Source organism: Dokdonella immobilis (assembly GCF_900115085.1).
Classification (GTDB): domain Bacteria; phylum Pseudomonadota; class Gammaproteobacteria; order Xanthomonadales; family Rhodanobacteraceae; genus Dokdonella; species Dokdonella immobilis.
The window spans coordinates 182,532-200,257 of sequence record NZ_FOVF01000005.1 but is presented as its reverse complement, the minus strand read 5'-3'; the positions used below and the strand labels follow the sequence as shown (position 1 = coordinate 200,257).

The following is a 17,726-nucleotide window of genomic DNA, read 5'->3' as shown; positions in this document are numbered from 1 at the left end:
GGTTTACCCGCTTGTCTGATCGGATCGGCGCCGCGGATCACCGGCACCGAAACGAGGATGTGGGGTGGTCCGTCGCCCCGATCAAGGCCGCACAGGGTACGGGATCAGGCCCCGGCTTGCAGGCGACGCGCCGCCCGCCACCCGGCCCATGCGCTCGAAAGCGGCAGGCGATCGAGGTCGCGGGCGACCATGGAAAGGGGATCGCGTGCGCGCGCGGCGCGACGCGCGCGCCGCCCGCCGACATGCACGGTGATCGCGGTCAGCGCCGACAGGCGCCGGTGGTCGCTGGCGTCCAGGGCCGAGGCCAGGACGCCGAAATGCTCGCGCAGGGCGGCATCGCGTTCGGCATGCGTACGACCCAGTTCGGCGCGCGAGAGGCCGTGCCGGGCGAGCAGATCGAGCGGCAGCGGCAGGCCGGATCCGGCAAGCGCTTCGCGAAGCCGGATGGTTTCATGCAGGGCCCGCGACAGACTCATCGCCTGCGCCGTAGCATCGATGTCGATGCGCTCCAGGATGGCTGCCTCGGCCCGCGCCAGCGGCAGATCGAAAGCGCGATAGCGGGCCAGCAGTTCCTCCAGGGTCGAAGCCGGACCGGCCTCGCGCAGGGCCATCGCCGCCTCGACGAGCGCGGACCAGGTTCCGGCGCCCAGCGACCGCGTCGGCGCATGGCCTGCGAGGACGCCGGTCAGCGGATGCCTCGAACCTCCGGCCGGCAGCGCGGCCAGCTCTTCGCTCCACCAGTGCAGTTTGGTGCTGGCGACCTCGGGTTCATCGATGCGCAATGCGGCATGGGCGATTTCATGGCCGAGGCAGGCCAGTGCGGAAATCAGCGGGCGTTGCGACGCCGAGGCAAAACGCAGGGCCAGCGGCAGTTCGGGATGCGCCAGCGCCCACTTCGCCTCGAAACTCGACAGTGCCTCGACGGTCACGGCGCCTAATCCAGGCGCAGGACCGCGGGCAAGGCGGCCACCGTGGCCGCGATCGCATCGGCGCCCCAGTCAGCCGGGTCGCCGCCATTCAGATAGCCCCAGGCCGCGGCGATCGTGCGCGTGCCGGCGGCGCGGCCGGCCTCGATGTCACGCAGGTCGTCGCCGACGAACAGGGTACGCGCCGGATCGACCTCGAGCAGGGCGCAGGCATGCAGGACCGGGTCGGGATCGGGCTTGCGCCTGGCCAGGGTATCGCCGGCGACCAGCGCACCGCAGCGCCGGGTCAGGCCGAGCTTCTCGACCACCGGAGCGGCCAGCCAGCCGACCTTGTTGGTGACGATGCCCCAGGCGATGCCCTGCCCTTCGAGATCGCGCAGCACTTCGTCGATGCCCTCGTAGAGCCGGGTCGAGGCGTTGCCACGCGCCGCATAGAGATCGAGGTACCGTGGCAGCAGGGCTTCGACCTGGGGTTCCTCGATGCCCGGCAAGCCGCAGCGCAGGATCGCGCGCCCGCCGGCCGAGACGACCCGCCTTACCGCGACGGGATCCGGCTCGGCGTGGCCGATTTCGACACACAGCGAAGCCAGGGCCGCGACCAGGTCCGGTGCCGAGTCGGCCAGGGTGCCGTCGAGATCGAAAAGGACGGCCTGCACCGCCGGCGTTGCATTCATGCCGGCTTGACGGCGCAGGCCAGGTAGTTGACAGCAACCGAATCGCTGAGCCAGGCCTTGCGGGTCAGCGGGTTGTAACCGATGCCGCGCAGGTCCTCGAGGAGCAGGCCGGCGGCGCGCAGGTCGGCGCCGAGTTCGGACGGCCTGATGAACTGCGCATAGTGATGGGTGCCACGCGGCAACAGGCGCAATACATGTTCGGCGCCGACGATGGCGGTGACGAAGGATCGCGGGGTGCGGTTCAGGGTCGACACGAACAGGCGGCCGCCGGGCCGCAGCAGATCGGCGCAGGCGCCGATGACGCTGGCCGGATCCGGCACATGCTCGAGCATCTCGAGGCAGGTGACCACGTCGAACTGTCCACCCATCGTCTGCGCGAGCGTCTCGGCGCTGGTTTCGCGATAGTCGACCTTGAGCCCGCTCTCGAGCAGGTGCAGTCGGGCCACCTCGAGCACGGCAGCGGCGAGATCGATGCCGATCACGTCGGCACCGGCCCGCGCCATCGCCTCGCTGAGCAGGCCGCCGCCGCAGCCGACATCGACGACCCGGGCTCCGTTGAGAACCGCCCGTTCGGCGATATAGCCGAGCCGGGCCGGATTCAGATCGTGCAGGGGACGCGATTCGCCCTCGCTGTCCCACCAGCGACTGGCGAGGCGCTCGAACTTGGCCACTTCGGCCGGATTGACGTTGCCCGTGTTCATCGTGTCATGCCGTGGCGATGCGGTCGCGCCAGCGCCGAGTCCGCTCGAGCAGCTCGACCAGGTCGAATCCGCCGAGGACGCGATCGCGCAGCTTGCGCACGCCGGCGATCCAGACATCGCTGACCTGGTGGCGACCGGCGGCATAGACCAGCTGGGATATGACGTTGTAGACCGGCTGGGTCTCGATCGCATCGAGCCGGACCGCGGCGAGGTCGGCCTGCTTGCCGACTTCGATCGTGCCGATCCGCTCGCTCCAGCCCATCGCCCGCGCCGAGCCATAGGTGGCCGCACGCAGCACGCTGGCCGCATCGAGCGCCGCGGCGTCGTTGGCGATGAGCTTGCCGACCAGGGCGACGCTGCGCATTTCGCCGAACAGGTCCAGATCGTTGTTCGAGGCGCAACCATCGGTGCCGAGCGCAAGATTGACCCCGGCACGACGGATCTTCTCGGCCGGACAGAATCCGCTGAGAAGTTTCATGTTCGACTCGACGTTGTGCACGATCGAAACGCCGCGGGTCGCGCACTCGGCGATCTCGGCGTCGGTCAGCTGGGTCATGTGCACCGCGATCAGGCGTTCGTTGACCAGGCCGATCTGCTTGATCCGCGCGAACGGGCGCATGCCGTGGTCGCGCAGGCTGTCGCTGATCTCCCCGGCCGTCTCGTGCAGGTGCAGGTGCACCGGCAGGTCGAGCTGGTCGGACAGCAGGTGGATGCGTTCGAAGCTTTCGTCGGAAACGGTGTACGGCGCGTGCGGCGCGAAGGCCGTGCCGATCAAGGCGTCGTCGCGAAGGTCGTCATGCACGGCCAGCGCCTTGTCGAAATATTCATCGCGGCTGCGCGCCCAGGCGGTCGGAAACTCGATCACCGGCAGACCGACGCGCGCACGGAAACCGTGTCTTCGATAGGTCGCCGCCTGCACGTCGGGAAAGAAATAGTTTTCGTTGCAGCAGGTGGTACCGCCACGGATCATCTCGGCGATCGCCAGCTCGATGCCATCGCGGACGAACTCGGGCCCCATCACCCTGGCTTCGGCCGGCCAGATCCGCTCCTGCAACCAGACCGCGAACGGGACGTCGTCGGCCAGTCCGCGCATCAGGGCCATCGGATTGTGCACATGGGCGTTGACCAGCCCGGGAATCAGCGCGTGCTCGGTCAATTCGGCGCGTTCGCGCGGCTCGAAGCGGCGTCGCGCCTCGGCGATCGGCAGGATTGCCACGATGCGGTCGTCATCGACGGCAACCGCGTGCGCGTCGAGGACCGTGCCGTGCGGCTCGACCGGGATGACCCAGCGCGCCTCGATCAGCAGATCGACGGTCTGCGGAGCCGTCATCCGGCCCGCATCACTTGACCCGACCGACATACTCACCGGTGCGCGTGTCGACCTTGATCACTTCGTTCTGGTTGACGAAGAGCGGAACGCGGACCACGGCCCCGGTCTCGAGCTTGGCCGGCTTGCCGCCGCCACCCGAGGTATCGCCGCGCACGCCCGGATCGGTCTCGACGATCTGCAGTTCGACGAAGTTCGGCGGGGTCACATTGAGCGGGGCGCCGTTCCACAGCGTGACGATGACCATCTCGTTGCCCTTCAGCCACTTGGCCGCATCGGCAACGGCGTTTTCGTCGGCGGCGATCTGCTCGTGGGTGGTCGGGTGCATGAAATGCCAGAACTCGCCGTCCGAGTAGAGGTATTCCATGTCGGTATCGAGGACGTCGGCGGCCTCGACCGTGTCGGTCGATTTCATCGTCATCTCGACCGTGCGCCCGGTCTTCAGGTTGCGGTACTTGACCCGGGTGAAGGCCTGACCCTTGCCGGGCTTGATGAAATCGGTATCGACGATCGTGCATGGGTAGCCGTCGACGATGATCTTGAGGCCGTTCTTGACGTCGTTCATTCCATGTGTAGCCATGGAGCGCTCCTGTGGATAGAGGGATAGCCGCCCGTGCAAAGCGGCTAGAATGGGGAATTCGCTGGGCGGAATTTCCGCGACCGATCGACAATGATACCTGCAAGCCCGCTTTTCTCCCATATTCCTGCGTCGCGGACCGGCAACGACGGACCCGGCTGGCAGCGCCTGTGGCGTGAGGCGATCACCGACCCGATGGCCTTGCTCGAGATGCTCGGCCTGGGCCGGCACGCGGACCGGCTGCTGGCCCCGGCCGACACCGGATTCGCCCTGCGCGTGCCGCAGGGCTATGTGGCGCGCATGCGCCACGGCGATGCGGAGGACCCGCTGCTGCTGCAGGTCCTGCCCGGCGCGGGCGAACTCCTCGAAAGTCCCGGATTCAGCGTCGATGCGGTCGGCGACCTGGCCGCGCGCACCGGGCACGGTGTCCTGCAGAAGTACCACGGCCGCGCCCTGCTGATCGCCACCGGTTCCTGCGCGATCCATTGCCGCTACTGCTTCCGGCGCCATTTCCCCTATGCCGAGCAGACCGCAGCCAGCGCACGCTGGGGCGCCGCCATCGAGCACCTGCGTGGCGATACGTCGATCAGCGAAGTGATCCTGTCCGGCGGCGACCCGCTGTCGCTGTCCACGCCCAAGCTGGCCGAGCTCGGCGAAGCCCTGTGCGGACTGCCGCACGTCCGGCGGCTGCGCATCCACACCCGCCTGCCGATCGTCCTGCCGCAGCGCGTGGACGCGGAATGGCTCGACTGGCTCGAACGGCTGCCGATGCAGAAGGTCGTCGTCGTGCACGCCAACCATGCCAACGAGATCGACGAGTCGGTCGCGGAAGCCTGCGCGGCCATGCGCGGGGCCGGGGCGGTCCTGCTCAACCAGTCGGTCCTGCTGCGCCGGATCAACGACACTGTGGAAACGCTTGCCTCCCTTTCCGAGCGCCTGTTCGACTGCGGCGTGCTTCCCTACTACCTGCATCTGCTCGATAGAGTGCGCGGAACGGCCCATTTCGAAGTGCCCGAGGATCGCGCCACCGGCCTGCTCGCGGACCTGCGCGAGCGCCTGCCGGGATATCTGGTCCCGCGCCTGGTCCGCGAAGTGGCCGGAGCGGCCAGCAAGACACCGGTGCCGAGGGAGGCTCTGCGCACATAGCACAACCGTCACGACACCCGCCTGCGTGCAGGTCGCGGCGCGTTGGCGCAGACAGGCTGGCGGCGGCGCAACAAGAAGCTGCGCGCAGGCTGGCATCGCCCAAGCGATTGATTCGATGGAACTAGGGTGGCGTCCAGAAGGCTGTCAAAGGCACCGCGTGGCACGCCACGGCCACCCGCCTTCACGTCGCCACGCCGCATTCGTGGCGAGCCTTATGAGTGCCATGAGGATTGCGCTGCATGTTCAGGCCCTCGCTTGATGAATTTGCGAATAAGTCCGGTCGAGTATGGAAATACCCGAGTGATTCCGGTACAAGTTTCCGACCTGGTCTGGGCTCGCACCTCGGCCGGCAGTGCCGTGCGCACCTACCCTGAAAGCGCGTAATCCATGACCAAACCAGACAATGTGATCAAGCTGCTGCTGATCGAGGACTCTGCCGACGAGGCCGAGCAGATCATCAGCATGCTGCGCAACGGCGGTATTGCCGTGCGTCCCTCGCGGGCGGCCAACGAGGCCGAACTCGATGATCTGCTCGAACGCCAGACCCCCGATCTGATCCTGGCCAATCTCGGCAGCCGCGACCTGCCGTTGCGACAGGCAGCCGAAGCCATGAACCGCACCGGTAAGGACATCGCCCTGATTGCCTACGGCGCAAAACCGGACGACGCCGCGGTGGTCGAGGCCTTTCGCGATGGCGCTCGCGCGCTCGCCCTGCAGGGCCGCGCCGACCACCTGCAGATGATCGTGCGCCGCGAGTTCGAATCGCTGACCACGCGGCGCAGCGTGCGCCGCCTCGAAAACGCGCTGCGCGAGTCCGAACGCCGCTGCAGCGACCTGCTCGACTCCTCGCGGGATCCGATCGCCTACGTCCACGAGGGCATGCACGTGCGCGCCAACCGCGCCTACCTGGAGACCTTCGGCTACGAGGATTTCGAGGACATCGAGAGCATGTCGATTCTCGACATGGTCGCACCCGACGATGCCGAGGACTTCAAGTCGCTGCTCAAACGCCTGTCCAAGGGCGAGCGGCCGCCGCAGAAGTTGAACCTCAAGGCGCAACGCGGCGACGGCACCATTTTCGATGCGGTCATGGAGTTCGCCGAGGCAATCTATGAAGGCGAGCCCTGCCAGCAGATCGTGTTCCGCCAGCAGGCGACGGATCCCGGCATCGCTGAGGAACTGGATGCGCTGCGCTCCAAGGACCTGATCACCGAGCTCTTCAACCGCCAATACCTGACCACCGAGCTCGATCGCGCCGCCGCGGCGGCCGCTTCGGGCAAGACCGAACAGGCCTTGATCCTGCTCGAGCTCGACAACTACAAGACCGTGCTCGATGGCATCGGGCTCGGCAATACCGACCTCCTGCTCGGCGACATGGCCAACCTGTTGCGCCGGCATCTTCTCGAGAGCGACATACCCGGCCGCCTCGGTGAACACACCTTCGGCATCCTGGTCCATGATCGCAGCGCCGAAGTCGTCGGCCAGCTTGCCGAAACGCTGCGCAAGGCCTTCGAGGAACGCATTTTCGAAGTTGGCAAGAACTCGATCAACCTGACCATCAGTGTCGCCGCGACCCTGATCGGAGAGAAGACCGCCAATGGCAACGCCGCACTCGACCAGGCCTCGGTCACCCTGCGCGCGATCCAGGCCGAAGGCGGCAACATGGCCCGCGTATTCGACCCCGCGGCCAAGGACAAAGCCGATGCCGAAAAGAACCGGCACTGGCTCAAGCTGATCAAGGACTCGCTCGACAACGACGGCTATGTGCTCTATTTCCAGCCGATCATCAGCCTGCAGGGCGCCGAAGGCGAGTACTACGAGATCCTGCTGCGCATGAAGGGACCGAAGGGTGAAATCCTGCCCGGCTTCTTCATGCCGATCGCCGAGCAGCATGGCCTGATGCCGCAGCTCGACCGCTGGGTCATCGCCAATGCCATCCGTGCCCTGGCCGAACGCGAACAGGGTGGGCGCAAGACCACCTTCTTCATCAAGCTCGCCCCGCAGTCGCTGGAGGACCAGGGCCTGCTGCCCTGGGTCGCCCTGCAACTGAAGAACGCGCGCCAGCGGGGCGATGCCCTCGTTTTCGAGATGCCGGAAAGCAAGGTCGTGACCAACCTCAAGCCGGCGCGCGCCTTCGTCCGCGGACTCGAGCAGCTGCACTGCGGCTTCGCCCTCGAACAGTTCGGTTCCGGGCTCAATTCCTTCCAGCTACTCAAGCACATCCCGGCGCACTACCTGAAGGTCGATCGCAGCTACATGGCCGAATTGCCGAAGAGCAAGGAAAACCAGGAGCGCATCAAGGCCATGTGCGAGCAGGCGCACAACGCCGGCAAGCTGACCATCGCCGAGTTCGTCGAGGATGCGGCGAGCATGTCGATCCTGTTCTCCTGCGGCATCAACTTCGTGCAGGGCAACTTCCTGCAGGAGCCCGAGCAGGTCATGACCTACGATTTCGGCGGAACCTGAATCGCCGGGAACCGGTTGCATCCGAAAAACTCCCGCATGACGGGAATGGCACTGACTCAAGCGGCTTCCCGCAGCCCGGGCAATCACAAGTGATTGAGTTGATGGAACAGAAGAGCCGCCCATTATTGCAGAACGGCGTCAAGTCAGTGCCATTCGGGTCAGGTTCACTTTCCGGTTCCGAGGCCGGGCGCGCTTGCAGGAACCGGGTTAGAGCGACTTTCGCGGAGTCGCCGTCCGGTCGCAACGTGCTCTGACCCGGTGCGTGGCTCAGCGGCGACTCAGTACGGTTGCTTCCAGCAGCAGAAGAACTGCGTGACGATGGGCCCGTAGCACTTCAGCGGCTGCCGTGGGCGAACCGGGCAGCGATTGTCGAGCGAGCAGGGCGCCGTCGAACGAGGCTCGCAGCCATCCGGCGCCTCGTCGATTTCGAAGCGGGTCTCGGCCAGCGGATTCGGTACCGGAATCACCTCGTGCTTCGGGGCACTTGCGCAGCCAGCGACACCCAGCACGGCCAGCAACAGCACTGTGGACGAGACGCGCATGGAGGCTCTCCTGCAACTGGGTGAATCGTCCCGGGCAGGGACGAGAGGTGGCTGCGTGCGCATCCTATCCTGCATTCGACTGGAAGACAGGGTCAGGTTCACTTATCCGCCCAGAGCTCAGCCACGCTTGGGTCGATGCCCCGGTCGAACGGCGGCGGCGAAGGAACTCGGAGGGATCGGGTACAGCCGCTTGGGTGAGCATCTTGGTGTCGCCCTCGACCCGAGGGAAGAAAACAGGGGCCAGTGTGGAATGGCACTGACTTGGCGCCAACCCTCTGACTGCATAAGCAAAGCCCGCTCACGATGCCAGGTTGGAGTTGCGAGACAACACCGCGAGCATAGGAACCGGTCTCATGCATCCTGTTCGCAGCGCCTGCGCGCGACAACGACGCGCGCTCAAGCGTGGCCTTCGTTCGATCGACGCCTACGCGTTCTTCGACCTAGTCGCCGATCTATCGATGCTCGACAAGGTCGAATCGCATCCGCCAGCGCATCGCGAGCGCCTGCTGCCGCCGACCGAAATCCTGGCGATGTTTCTGGCGCAGGCACTGAGCGCGGATCGGTCTTGCCAGCATGCCGTGGATACCTTCGTGACACATCGCGTGGCGGGCGGCCTGTCGGCGTGCAGCACAGCGATCGGGGCCTTCTGTCGTGCACGACAACGTCTTCCCGAAGCCATGGTGGAATCCTTGCTTCGTTTCACGGGAAATCACCTGAGCGCCGAGGCTCCGCTCAGCTTCCACTGGCAGGAACGCCGGGTGCGATTTGTCGATGGATCGTGCGTTCCCTTGCCCGATATGGCGGCCAACCAGGCCGCCTTCGCGCAGCCGCGCAGCCAGAAGCCCGGCCTGGGCCTTCAGCTGTGTCCTCTGCCGGGCTCCTGTGTCTGTCCAGCGGCGCCGTCCTCGACACCGCTGCCTGCCCGGCGCAGGGCAAGGGTAACGACGAACAGATCCTGCTGCGCTCGCTGTTCGATCACCCGCAGGCCGGCGACGTGCTGCTCGGTGACGCATTCTTCGCGACCTACTTCCTGCTCGCCGAACTCCAGCGTCGCGGCATCGACCGACTGTTCGAGCAGTTCGGACCGCGCCGACGCAGCACCGACTTTCGCTGTGGTCGACGATTGGGCGAACGGGATCATGTCATCGAACTGCGCCAGCCGACCGCGCGGCCGGAATGGATGTCGCAAGCACACTACGCCGCCCCCGAACCGCTGACCGTTCGCGAGCAACGCACCGGCGACAAGCTGCTGCTCGTGACCCGCTTGCTGTGTCCGCGGCAGGCGCCGAAGGACGAACTCAAGGTGCTGCTATCGGCAGCGCTGGCACGGCGGGTTGGACCCGCGCTGCATCAAGACCACGCTGGGCATGCAAACGCTGAGTTGTCGCACGCTGGAGATGGCGATGAAGGAGCTGAGGATCTCCCTGCTCGCCTACAACCTGGTGCGCGACCTGACGCCGCGCGCAGCACTGCTCGCCGACGTCGCGCCGCGAAGCTTCAAGCACGCCGTACAGCTATGACTGGCGTGGCGGGCGAGTCATTGAAATGCGGTGACAAGCGAAGTCATCCTGCTGCTCGTTGCTCAACGGCGCGTCGGACGAAGACCGGGGAGCAGCAAGCCTCGTACCGTGAAGCGACGACCCAAGACCCACCCGCTGCTGATGCAGCCGCGGCCTGCGGCGCGCGAATACGCGCCTGTGCATGGTCATCCGGCTCGTATCAAGTAAGTGCCATTCCCGCAAGACGGGATTTTTTCTTGCCCCACCGATCGCTACTGCGCCGTGCGCAGCGCCGCGATGCGTTCCTCGATCGGCGGATGGCTCGAGAACAGCTTGCGCATGCCGCCTCCGGCGATGCCGAAGGCCTGGATCGCCTTGGGCAGGTTGTTCTCGCCATGGCCCTGAGCAAGCCGCGCCAGGGCCGCGATCATCTTGTCCTTGCCGGACAACCGGGCGCTGCCGGCATCGGCGCGGAACTCGCGCCAACGCGAGAACGCCATGACCACGAGCGAGGCGAGCATGCCGAGCACGATCTGCAGGACGATGACAATGGCGAAGTAGGCCAGCCCGCCGCCACCGCTGTCGCGGTTGCCGCTGATCGCGCGATCGACCACGGTGCCGATGACCCGGGCCAGGAAGATGACGAACGTGTTGAGTACGCCCTGAAGCAGGGTCATCGTAACCATGTCGCCGTTGGCGACGTGACTGACTTCGTGGGCCAGCACCGCTTCGACCTCGTCCCTGCTCATCTGCTGGAGCAGGCCCGTGCTGACCGCGACCAGGGCACTGTTGCGACTTGCGCCGGTCGCGAAGGCGTTCATTTCCGGAGCATCGTAGATGGCGACCTCAGGCATGCCGATGCCGGCGCCCTCGGCCTGCCTGCGCACGGTCGAGAGCAGCCAGGATTCGGTCGGATTGGTCGGGTTTTCGATCACCCTGGCACCGGTCTGCCATTTGGCCACCCATTTCGACATCGCCAGCGAGATGAACGAACCGCCGAAGCCGATCACGGCGGACAGCACGAGGATGCCCTTGAAATTGATGCCGGCGCGCGAATAGGTGTAGGTGTCGATGCCGAACAGCTTGACGACGATCGTCAACAGAACCATTACGGCCAGATTCGTTGCAATGAACAACAGGACTCGACGCATGGCGTTCTCGCTCAGGATTCAGGGTGGTGTCGAGCATTCGACACCCGGGAGTTTGGGTAGACTGCCCGGGAATTCAAGTCGACGGCAAGACCATGCGTATTGACCTCGAGCCGTGAGCCAGGTTCCCGTCCGAGTTCTCCAGCGGCCTCCTGGCGGAACCCATCGCGGGCGCTTTGCTCCCTCGCCGACCGGCCGCCTGCATTTCGGTTCGCTCGTGGCCGCGCTCGGCAGTTGGCTGCGCGCGCGTTCCCAAGGTGGTGCGTGGATCGTGCGCATGGAAGACGTCGACACGACCCGGGTCGTCCCCGGTGCCGCCGAGGACATCCTCGAAACCCTGGCGGCTTTCGGCCTGGAGTCCGACGCTCCGGTGCTGGTGCAGAGCGAACGTTCGGTCCGCTACGCAGGAGCGCTGGAGCAATTGCGCAAGCGTGATCTCGCCTATCCCTGCCACTGCAGCCGAGGCGACCTCGCCGCATTCGGTGGGGTGCATCCATCGCGCTGCGTCGTGTCGGGAGCGGCCGACGGGCGGCCGCCGGCCTGGCGCCTGCGCGTCGGCGCCAGCGTCGTCGACTTCGAGGATGGCGTCTGCGGTGCGCAGTCGCAGGAACTGGCCCGAAGCGTCGGCGACTTCGTCCTGCGCCGCTCGGATGGCTGCTACAGCTACCAGCTCGCGGTCGTGGTCGACGACGCCGACCAGGGTGTCACCGAGATCGTGCGTGGCGCCGACCTGCTCGATTCCACGCCCCGTCAAATCCATCTGCAACGTACCCTCGGCCTGCCCACACCGGCCTACCTGCACCTGCCACTGGTACTCGACTCCTCAGGGCGAAAGCTCAGCAAGCACGACCTGGCCCGTCCGGTCGATCGGGCCGACCCGCTGCCCGCCTTGCGCGCGGCCCTCGCCTTTCTCGGACAGCACGCCACACGGGAATCCACCGTCGGCGAATTTCTGCGCGTTGCGGCGAACCGCTTCGACCCGGCCAGGATTCCATGCGAGCGCAAAACGCATGTCGCATTGCGGAAGGACTAATGCGAGGCCGACAGGCACAATCTTCAAATCGCCAATGTGCGGCCAAGAAATACACCACTGGAGAGGAGAACAGCATGACGGCACGAGTAGCGCTGGTAACAGGAGGCATCGGCGGCATCGGCACGGCCATCTGCCGACATCTCGCGCAAGCGGGGCACCGGGTCGCCACCAATTACCGCGACGAGGGCAAGGCCAAGGCCTGGCAGGCCGCACAGAAGGCCGACGGCTTCGAGTTTGCCCTGGCTGCCGGCGACGTGTCCGATGTCGCCTCGTCGGAGGCCATGGTCCGTGAAATAGAGAGTCAGCTCGGTCCGATCGACATCCTGATCAACAACGCCGGTATCACCCGCGACACCACCTTCCACAAGATGTCGGCACTGCAGTGGCAGGAAGTGATCAACACCAACCTCAATTCCTGCTTCAACGTGACCCGCCCGGTCATCGACGGCATGCGCGCGCGCAAGTGGGGACGCATCGTCCAGATCAGTTCGATCAACGGCCAGAAAGGGCAATACGGCCAGGCCAACTACGCCGCCTCCAAGGCCGGCATGCACGGCTTCACCATCTCCCTGGCCCAGGAAAACGCGAAATTCGGCATCACGGTCAATACGGTTTCCCCGGGCTATGTGCTGACCGAAATGGTCCGCGCCGTGCCCGAGGACGTGCGCGCCAAGATCGCCGCCCAGATCCCGGTCGGCCGGCTCGGCGAGCCCGAGGAAATCGCCTACGCGGTCGGCTTCCTGACCGCCGAACAGGCCTCCTGGATCACCGGTGCCAACCTGTCCATCAATGGCGGCCACTACATGGGCTGGTAAGGGGCTGCGGACGGTGGAAGGAACCCTGCTTCCACCGTACTGCAGCAATTCGACGGATTGAGCCGGACCCGCTCCGGCTCCCTGACAGGGGCGTCTGGGGGCCCCTGACCCGGGCCTGGAACCGCGGTTTCGATGCTGCGCAGCATAAAACTGGTGCGGCACGACACGATCTGTTAGCGTTGCTGGATGGCCGAATCCCGCATCATCAAGAAGTATCCGAACCGTCGACTCTACGATACCGAGATTTCGAGCTATATCACGCTCGAAGAGGTTCGGCAGCTGGTCGTCGATGGTGAACAGTTCGAGGTCCGCGACGCCAAATCCGGCGAGGACCTGACCCGCTCCGTGCTGCTGCAGATCATCTCCGAGCACGAGGATCGCGGCCAGCCGATGTTCACCACCCAACTGCTTTCGCAGATCATCCGTTTTTACGGCGACTCGCTGCAGGGGTTCATGGGCAGCTACCTCGAGAAGAGCCTGCAGGTCTTCCTCGACCAGCAGCAACAGTTCCGCAGCCAGTTGAACAACATCATGGGACGCACCCCGTGGTCGATGCTCAACGACATGACCGAACGCAATATGGATGCGTGGAAATCGGTGCAGCAGGGATTCCTCACCGATGCGGTCGCCAAGGCTCGCCAGGGCGCGGCACCGGCCAAGCCGAAGAAAGACAGCAAGACCTGAGAGCTCCCGCAGCAAATCCCTCCCCCCGGACCCACAGACGAACTGCCAGCACGATCGGCAGCCGTGACCGTTGCGTCCGAATCGACAGGATGCATTGCCGACCATGTCCGAAAGCAACCCGCATGTGGCCCTCGTAACCGGTGGTATCGGCGGCCTCGGAACCGAAATCTGTCGCCATCTGGCCCGCGCCGGCAAGCGCGTCATCGCCGCCGACCTCGCTGCGCGCGCCGAGCGGATCGATGCCTTCCGGGCCGAGGTCGCCGAATTCTCCGACGCCATCGTGTTCGAACCGCTCGATGTTTCCGATCATGCCAGCAGCGGGGCGACCCTGGCCGACATCCAGTCCCGGCATGGACCGGTGTCGATCCTGGTCAATGCGGCCGGCATTACCCGCGACACGAGCCTGCGCAAGATGTCCGAGCAACAATGGTCGGACGTGATCACGGTCAATCTGGACGGCGTTTTCAACACCTGCCGTGCACTCATCGACGGCATGACCGGGCGCGGCTTCGGCCGCATCGTCAACATTTCCTCGGTGAACGGCCAGACCGGACAATTCGGCCAGACCAACTACTCGGCGGCCAAGGCCGGCATGCACGGATTCACCATGGCCCTGGCCCGGGAAGTCGCGAGCAAGGGCGTGACCGTCAACAGCGTCTCGCCGGGCTACTGCGAAACCGCGCTGGTCATGGCCGTACCCGAGACCGTGCGCAACGACATCGTTTCGAGGATTCCGGTCGGCCGACTCGGCCGACCGGCCGAGATCGCCCGCGTCGTCGAGTTCCTCTGCAACGAGGATTCCGGCTTCATAACCGGCGCCAACATTCCGGTGAATGGCGGCTACTTCATGGATTTCTGACGGATAGACTTATCATATTGTTTTCAAACATTTTTATCTTTCAATCCTCCTGCGTTTTCAGCATAGCTACCCGGATAGCTACCAATATTCCTCGCCTGTCGCATCGTACAGTCGACTGCGATTGATTAGCCCGGCCGATGATGCTCTGCTAGTCATCACACACTCGCGTCTTGGACGGCCTTATGGATAGCCTTTCTTGGGAGCAGGCAAATCGAATCATCCGCAGCCAGATCTCCGACGACGATACGGCTGAGAATCTCTCGTTACGAGATGAGAGTCAGGAATTCCTGAATAGTTTTTATTCCTCGATACGGCGAAACGGGGAACCGTTAGACGGGTGGAGACACTTTCACCCATCACGTGAGCCTGAATCTCTGTACTCAGTTGAATACCACCGCGATTCACTGCGAAGCTCAGCCGCGCACTACATTGAGCATTTGAGAGGAATTCATCGACGCGAATTCGACTGGCTGATCGTCAACGTCCTGATGTATGCAGAAATTTCCGCGTATGCCGCCGTTCTCAACCCGATCGGAAGCATGGCGAGCAGCCCAGAGAAGAGATGGTTAATCGCACTTCGCTGGATATGGCGCGCCCTGAAATGGCTGATCTTTGTTGCGATCTTATTCGCAGCATTGGCATTCAATTCTTCTTGGCTTGCTGGAAGCGCCATAGCATTGGCGGTTGTAGTGCAGGGACTCAAGTGGCGACAGCGGTATCGCGCAGCTAAAACGCTTCAATCCATGCTTACTGCCTATGCATCCGTCGGATCGTGGACTCTCAGTTGGGCAGTCGTTTGGGAGCTTCTGTCAAAGAGTAGGAACCTCGGGGCATATTGGGATCCGGAGGTGTACCGGCTCGTTGAACTTCGTATGAAAAGCGACTAGCAATTTCAATCAATTTACACGCGTCAATTCTCTCCGGCTGAATCTCTGATTTTCATTCATCATCCCGCATCGATCGAATCGGGTGGATTTGAAATGCTGGTGGAGGCAAAGCCGCGATGGGCATGGAACCGTTGCCAAGGCCTATTTCGTCCAGTGAGCCACCTGCCGCGAGATGGATCAGCTCTTCGTCTGAAAGTTCGCGCAACGATCTAGCAGCCGTGCGCACCTTGGCGTTGACATCGACAGCGCCAAGCCTCGCTGCGTAGTAGGGAGCCGCTGCTTTGGCTGCATCAACGCGCTCCTGAAAGGTTGGCTCATGCTCACCTATCTTTTCACCGCGCGCGATCCGCAAAAGGAACTCATGCGGCAGTTCGCCAGTTTTGGCCGCTGCTTCCCTTGCGCGCTTGCTGATCTTGTTCACAGAGCCGGGCTTGCGTCCTGCCCCTTCTCGCTTTCCACCTACTGACATGGCCTTACGCCCTTTGGATTGAATTTCTCGCACTCTCGTTGCGCATCCGGGTAATGCATCGGCTCCGATTCTTTCGGCTCGCGATCAATCCCGCAGCGACCCATGCCCGCGCCGGGATTGACGGGGTCCGGTATGAAGTGTCGACAGTCCCCGCAATTGATCGCAGGCCGTCGCATCGCTTGGCGGTTCTTTACGTGACACCACGGACAACCCAATACACGCGGCCATCCTTCAATTATTGGTGCAAGCGCGGCAACTTCGGGACCAATCCAGACTGGGCCGCAGGATCGGCACAAGGCGCGCGCTGTATCGTCGGGTAAACAATGGCCATGCACGCGCAGGCTGTCGTCGTGTATGCATTGCAGGAATCCACGCAGGCCGTTGTCGTCCAGGTTGGCCAGCAACGCCAGATCATCGGCTTCCTGAGAATCAAGCAAGGCCACGTTGAACAGATCGGCCTCGGCAATGCGGATCAATCGGCCTCGAACGTCGGATTCTTGCGCAACAAAGGCAGGGTCGAAAACGGGTGTTTGTTGCGCGGGTTTCCCTCCCTCGGCTGCGCTCTTGTTGCGCGTGTTGGTGCGGCCTAAAGCCAGCAACGCCAACACCTTTAGGCTTGTCTGTTGCGTGCCTGTTGCGCGTGCTGTTGCACGGTTTTTGGTCATTTGTTGCGTGTTGCGCACACTGGGGAATGCAACGCGCAACAACTCGTGCAGGCTGGTCCGCTCAGTCGTCGCCATAGCGGTCTCGCTCCTTCCGCTTGGGCTTCTTCTTCGGCGAGAACCGACCCTCTTGTTCTGCCTTGCGCAATGCCCGTAGTACCGTGGAACGGTGACAGCCAAGCTCGCGGGCAATTTCAGCGTGCGGCAATCCAAGCTCTGCCAGCTCAATCATGGCGGCGTCCGCGACGTCGGACACCTCATGCATGGCCCATGTCTGCCTTCCGTTCGGCAGAGTCTCAAGCGTGGCCTCGATAGGCTTCACTTCTTGCCCGTACAGGCTCCGGGCCTTCTCGAAGTGAATCTCGAACCGTGCCCCTTGCGTGGGGTTGTAGTCGGCGGGCCGCTTCAAGAGCATGACGACGTCTAGCAGGTCTTCACGCTTGCTCGTGCCGCGTTGCGTTCCACCCTTACCGCTGTGATGGATGAAGATCACGGTTCTACCCGTCGCCCTCATCCGCAGCGCCCATTCCGCAACCGGCTGCCAGCTATCACCCTCGTTTTCCTTTCCGGTGCGCGCCAAGCAAGACAGGTTGTCGACCACGATCACTTTCGCGTCACCTAGTACCCGCTCGATGGCGTTCTGCCCTTCATAGGTCGAAAGGTCCGGCATGATGCCGTCCGGCTGTAGGTCCGGGGTCACAAACCGCAAGAATCCCTCCGGCGGTTCCTCTTCCGATATTTCGACGATCCGGGCCAGTCGGTCGCGGAGTGCAGCGCCGGGCATTTCTCCGTCGATATACAGGGTCGGAACGGGCGCGGGTGCGGACCACGAAAGGCACTGTCCGCCACTTCCGAGTGCGTACGCGATGAGCATGGCCAGGTGCGTTTTCCCGATGCCGCGCCATGCGTGAATCATCGCCAGCGATTGCGACAGCAGCCACGGCGACAACAGCATGTCACGCGGGGGAAAGTCAGCCGCTAGCAGGTCATGTGCTCCGACTGCGACAACGGGGCGCCCCTCCCGCTTGGATGGCTGCTCCGTTGCCTCAAATGCGCGTTGTTCCAGCCTACTCATGCGGACACCTCCGCAAGCTCATGCTCTGCGCCTTCCAATTGGCGCCGGATAGCGGCCACGGCTCCACGCTTGATTTCAATCAGGCGATCCGGTTTGAAGCAGTAGTCCGGCTTCCATGTGTCCCGGCCCGAAAGGATCAGAGCAGCCGCGTCAATCCGAGAACACGCCAGCGCAAAACGGTCGGAATCCTCGACACTCAGCGGTTCGCCGGCTGCAATCTGCAGGGCCACCAAATG

18 protein-coding genes and 1 pseudogene are annotated in these 17,726 nt (G+C 64.1%); 8 read left to right on the top strand and 11 right to left on the bottom strand.

All coding sequences use genetic code 11. The features are described 5' to 3' along the window. Nucleotides 1-104: 104 nt before the first annotated feature. The 5 genes from BM125_RS06095 to efp are packed head-to-tail and all read right to left on the bottom strand — an operon-like array spanning nucleotide 105 to nucleotide 4,208. Nucleotides 105-929 (bottom strand): squalene/phytoene synthase family protein, encoded by an 825-nt coding sequence (locus tag BM125_RS06095; RefSeq protein WP_092405958.1) that lies wholly within the window; start codon nucleotides 927-929, stop codon nucleotides 105-107. A gap of 5 nt (nucleotides 930-934) precedes the next feature. Beyond that, nucleotides 935-1,600 carry an HAD family hydrolase gene (locus tag BM125_RS06090; protein WP_092405956.1) on the bottom strand — a complete coding sequence of 222 codons (666 nt, stop codon included), beginning with the start codon at nucleotides 1,598-1,600 and terminating at the stop codon, nucleotides 935-937. Further along, the gene (ubiG, locus tag BM125_RS06085; protein ID WP_092405954.1) at nucleotides 1,597-2,301 is read right to left on the bottom strand and encodes a bifunctional 2-polyprenyl-6-hydroxyphenol methylase/3-demethylubiquinol 3-O-methyltransferase UbiG; all 705 of its coding nucleotides are present in this window, start codon (nucleotides 2,299-2,301) and stop codon (nucleotides 1,597-1,599) included. Before ubiG ends, BM125_RS06090 begins: the two co-directional genes overlap by 4 nt. A gap of 4 nt (nucleotides 2,302-2,305) precedes the next feature. Beyond that, a complete protein-coding gene (locus BM125_RS06080) occupies nucleotides 2,306-3,631 on the bottom strand; it encodes a TRZ/ATZ family hydrolase (protein WP_092405952.1) in 1,326 nt (441 codons plus the stop codon). A gap of 10 nt (nucleotides 3,632-3,641) precedes the next feature. Next, nucleotides 3,642-4,208, bottom strand: a complete 567-nt coding sequence (gene efp, locus BM125_RS06075; protein ID WP_092405950.1) for an elongation factor P — start codon at nucleotides 4,206-4,208, stop codon at nucleotides 3,642-3,644. Nucleotides 4,209-4,298: 90 nt separating this feature from the next. Between efp and epmB the strand changes: the two genes are divergently transcribed. Together epmB and BM125_RS06065 are read left to right on the top strand one after the other, a co-directional pair. Next, on the top strand, nucleotides 4,299-5,351 hold the full coding sequence (gene epmB, locus BM125_RS06070; RefSeq protein WP_092405948.1) for an EF-P beta-lysylation protein EpmB: 1,053 nt from the start codon (nucleotides 4,299-4,301) through the stop codon (nucleotides 5,349-5,351). 387 nt (nucleotides 5,352-5,738) lie between these two features. Continuing rightward, nucleotides 5,739-7,817 (top strand): EAL domain-containing response regulator, encoded by a 2,079-nt coding sequence (locus BM125_RS06065; protein ID WP_092405946.1) that lies wholly within the window; start codon nucleotides 5,739-5,741, stop codon nucleotides 7,815-7,817. Between the two features lie 278 nt (nucleotides 7,818-8,095). On the opposite strand, the gene BM125_RS06060 is transcribed toward BM125_RS06065, so the two are convergent. Further along, nucleotides 8,096-8,359 (bottom strand): hypothetical protein, encoded by a 264-nt coding sequence (locus tag BM125_RS06060; protein ID WP_092405944.1) that lies wholly within the window; start codon nucleotides 8,357-8,359, stop codon nucleotides 8,096-8,098. 353 nt (nucleotides 8,360-8,712) lie between these two features. On the opposite strand from BM125_RS06060, the pseudogene BM125_RS06055 reads away from it, so the two are divergent. After that, nucleotides 8,713-10,086 (top strand): annotated as a pseudogene (locus tag BM125_RS06055) (IS4 family transposase). A gap of 44 nt (nucleotides 10,087-10,130) precedes the next feature. Here BM125_RS06055 and htpX read toward each other — a convergent pair. Beyond that, entirely contained in the window at nucleotides 10,131-11,009 is an 879-nt protein-coding gene (gene htpX / locus BM125_RS06050) for a protease HtpX (protein WP_092405942.1), read from the bottom strand. A gap of 112 nt (nucleotides 11,010-11,121) precedes the next feature. Here htpX and gluQRS point away from each other — a divergent pair, with 112 nt between their 5' ends. The 5 genes from gluQRS (at nucleotide 11,122) to BM125_RS19725 (ending at nucleotide 15,284) form a co-directional block, all read left to right on the top strand. After that, nucleotides 11,122-12,039: a tRNA glutamyl-Q(34) synthetase GluQRS gene (gene gluQRS / locus BM125_RS06045; protein ID WP_092405940.1), complete on the top strand. Its 918-nt coding sequence runs from the start codon at nucleotides 11,122-11,124 to the stop codon at nucleotides 12,037-12,039. Between the two features lie 74 nt (nucleotides 12,040-12,113). Beyond that, a complete protein-coding gene (phbB, locus tag BM125_RS06040) occupies nucleotides 12,114-12,854 on the top strand; it encodes an acetoacetyl-CoA reductase (protein ID WP_092405938.1) in 741 nt (246 codons plus the stop codon). Between the two features lie 186 nt (nucleotides 12,855-13,040). Next, a complete protein-coding gene (gene phaR / locus BM125_RS06035; RefSeq protein ID WP_092405936.1) occupies nucleotides 13,041-13,538 on the top strand; it encodes a polyhydroxyalkanoate synthesis repressor PhaR in 498 nt (165 codons plus the stop codon). A 103-nt stretch (nucleotides 13,539-13,641) separates the two neighbouring features. Continuing rightward, a complete protein-coding gene (phbB, locus tag BM125_RS06030) occupies nucleotides 13,642-14,397 on the top strand; it encodes an acetoacetyl-CoA reductase (RefSeq protein WP_092405934.1) in 756 nt (251 codons plus the stop codon). 182 nt (nucleotides 14,398-14,579) lie between these two features. Then, entirely contained in the window at nucleotides 14,580-15,284 is a 705-nt protein-coding gene (locus BM125_RS19725) for a hypothetical protein (RefSeq protein WP_139224879.1), read from the top strand. A 52-nt stretch (nucleotides 15,285-15,336) separates the two neighbouring features. Here BM125_RS19725 and BM125_RS19720 read toward each other — a convergent pair whose 3' ends face one another. The 4 genes from BM125_RS19720 to BM125_RS19710 are packed head-to-tail and all read right to left on the bottom strand — an operon-like array spanning nucleotide 15,337 to nucleotide 17,720. After that, nucleotides 15,337-15,705: a hypothetical protein gene (locus tag BM125_RS19720; protein ID WP_139224878.1), complete on the bottom strand. Its 369-nt coding sequence runs from the start codon at nucleotides 15,703-15,705 to the stop codon at nucleotides 15,337-15,339. A 38-nt stretch (nucleotides 15,706-15,743) separates the two neighbouring features. Next, nucleotides 15,744-16,493: a hypothetical protein gene (locus tag BM125_RS19715; RefSeq protein WP_139224877.1), complete on the bottom strand. Its 750-nt coding sequence runs from the start codon at nucleotides 16,491-16,493 to the stop codon at nucleotides 15,744-15,746. Then, a complete protein-coding gene (locus BM125_RS06020) occupies nucleotides 16,480-17,490 on the bottom strand; it encodes an AAA family ATPase (RefSeq protein ID WP_092405930.1) in 1,011 nt (336 codons plus the stop codon). The genes BM125_RS19715 and BM125_RS06020 overlap by 14 nt, the downstream gene beginning before the upstream one ends. Further along, a complete protein-coding gene (locus BM125_RS19710) occupies nucleotides 17,487-17,720 on the bottom strand; it encodes a hypothetical protein (protein WP_139224876.1) in 234 nt (77 codons plus the stop codon). The genes BM125_RS06020 and BM125_RS19710 overlap by 4 nt, the downstream gene beginning before the upstream one ends. Nucleotides 17,721-17,726 lie beyond the last annotated feature (6 nt).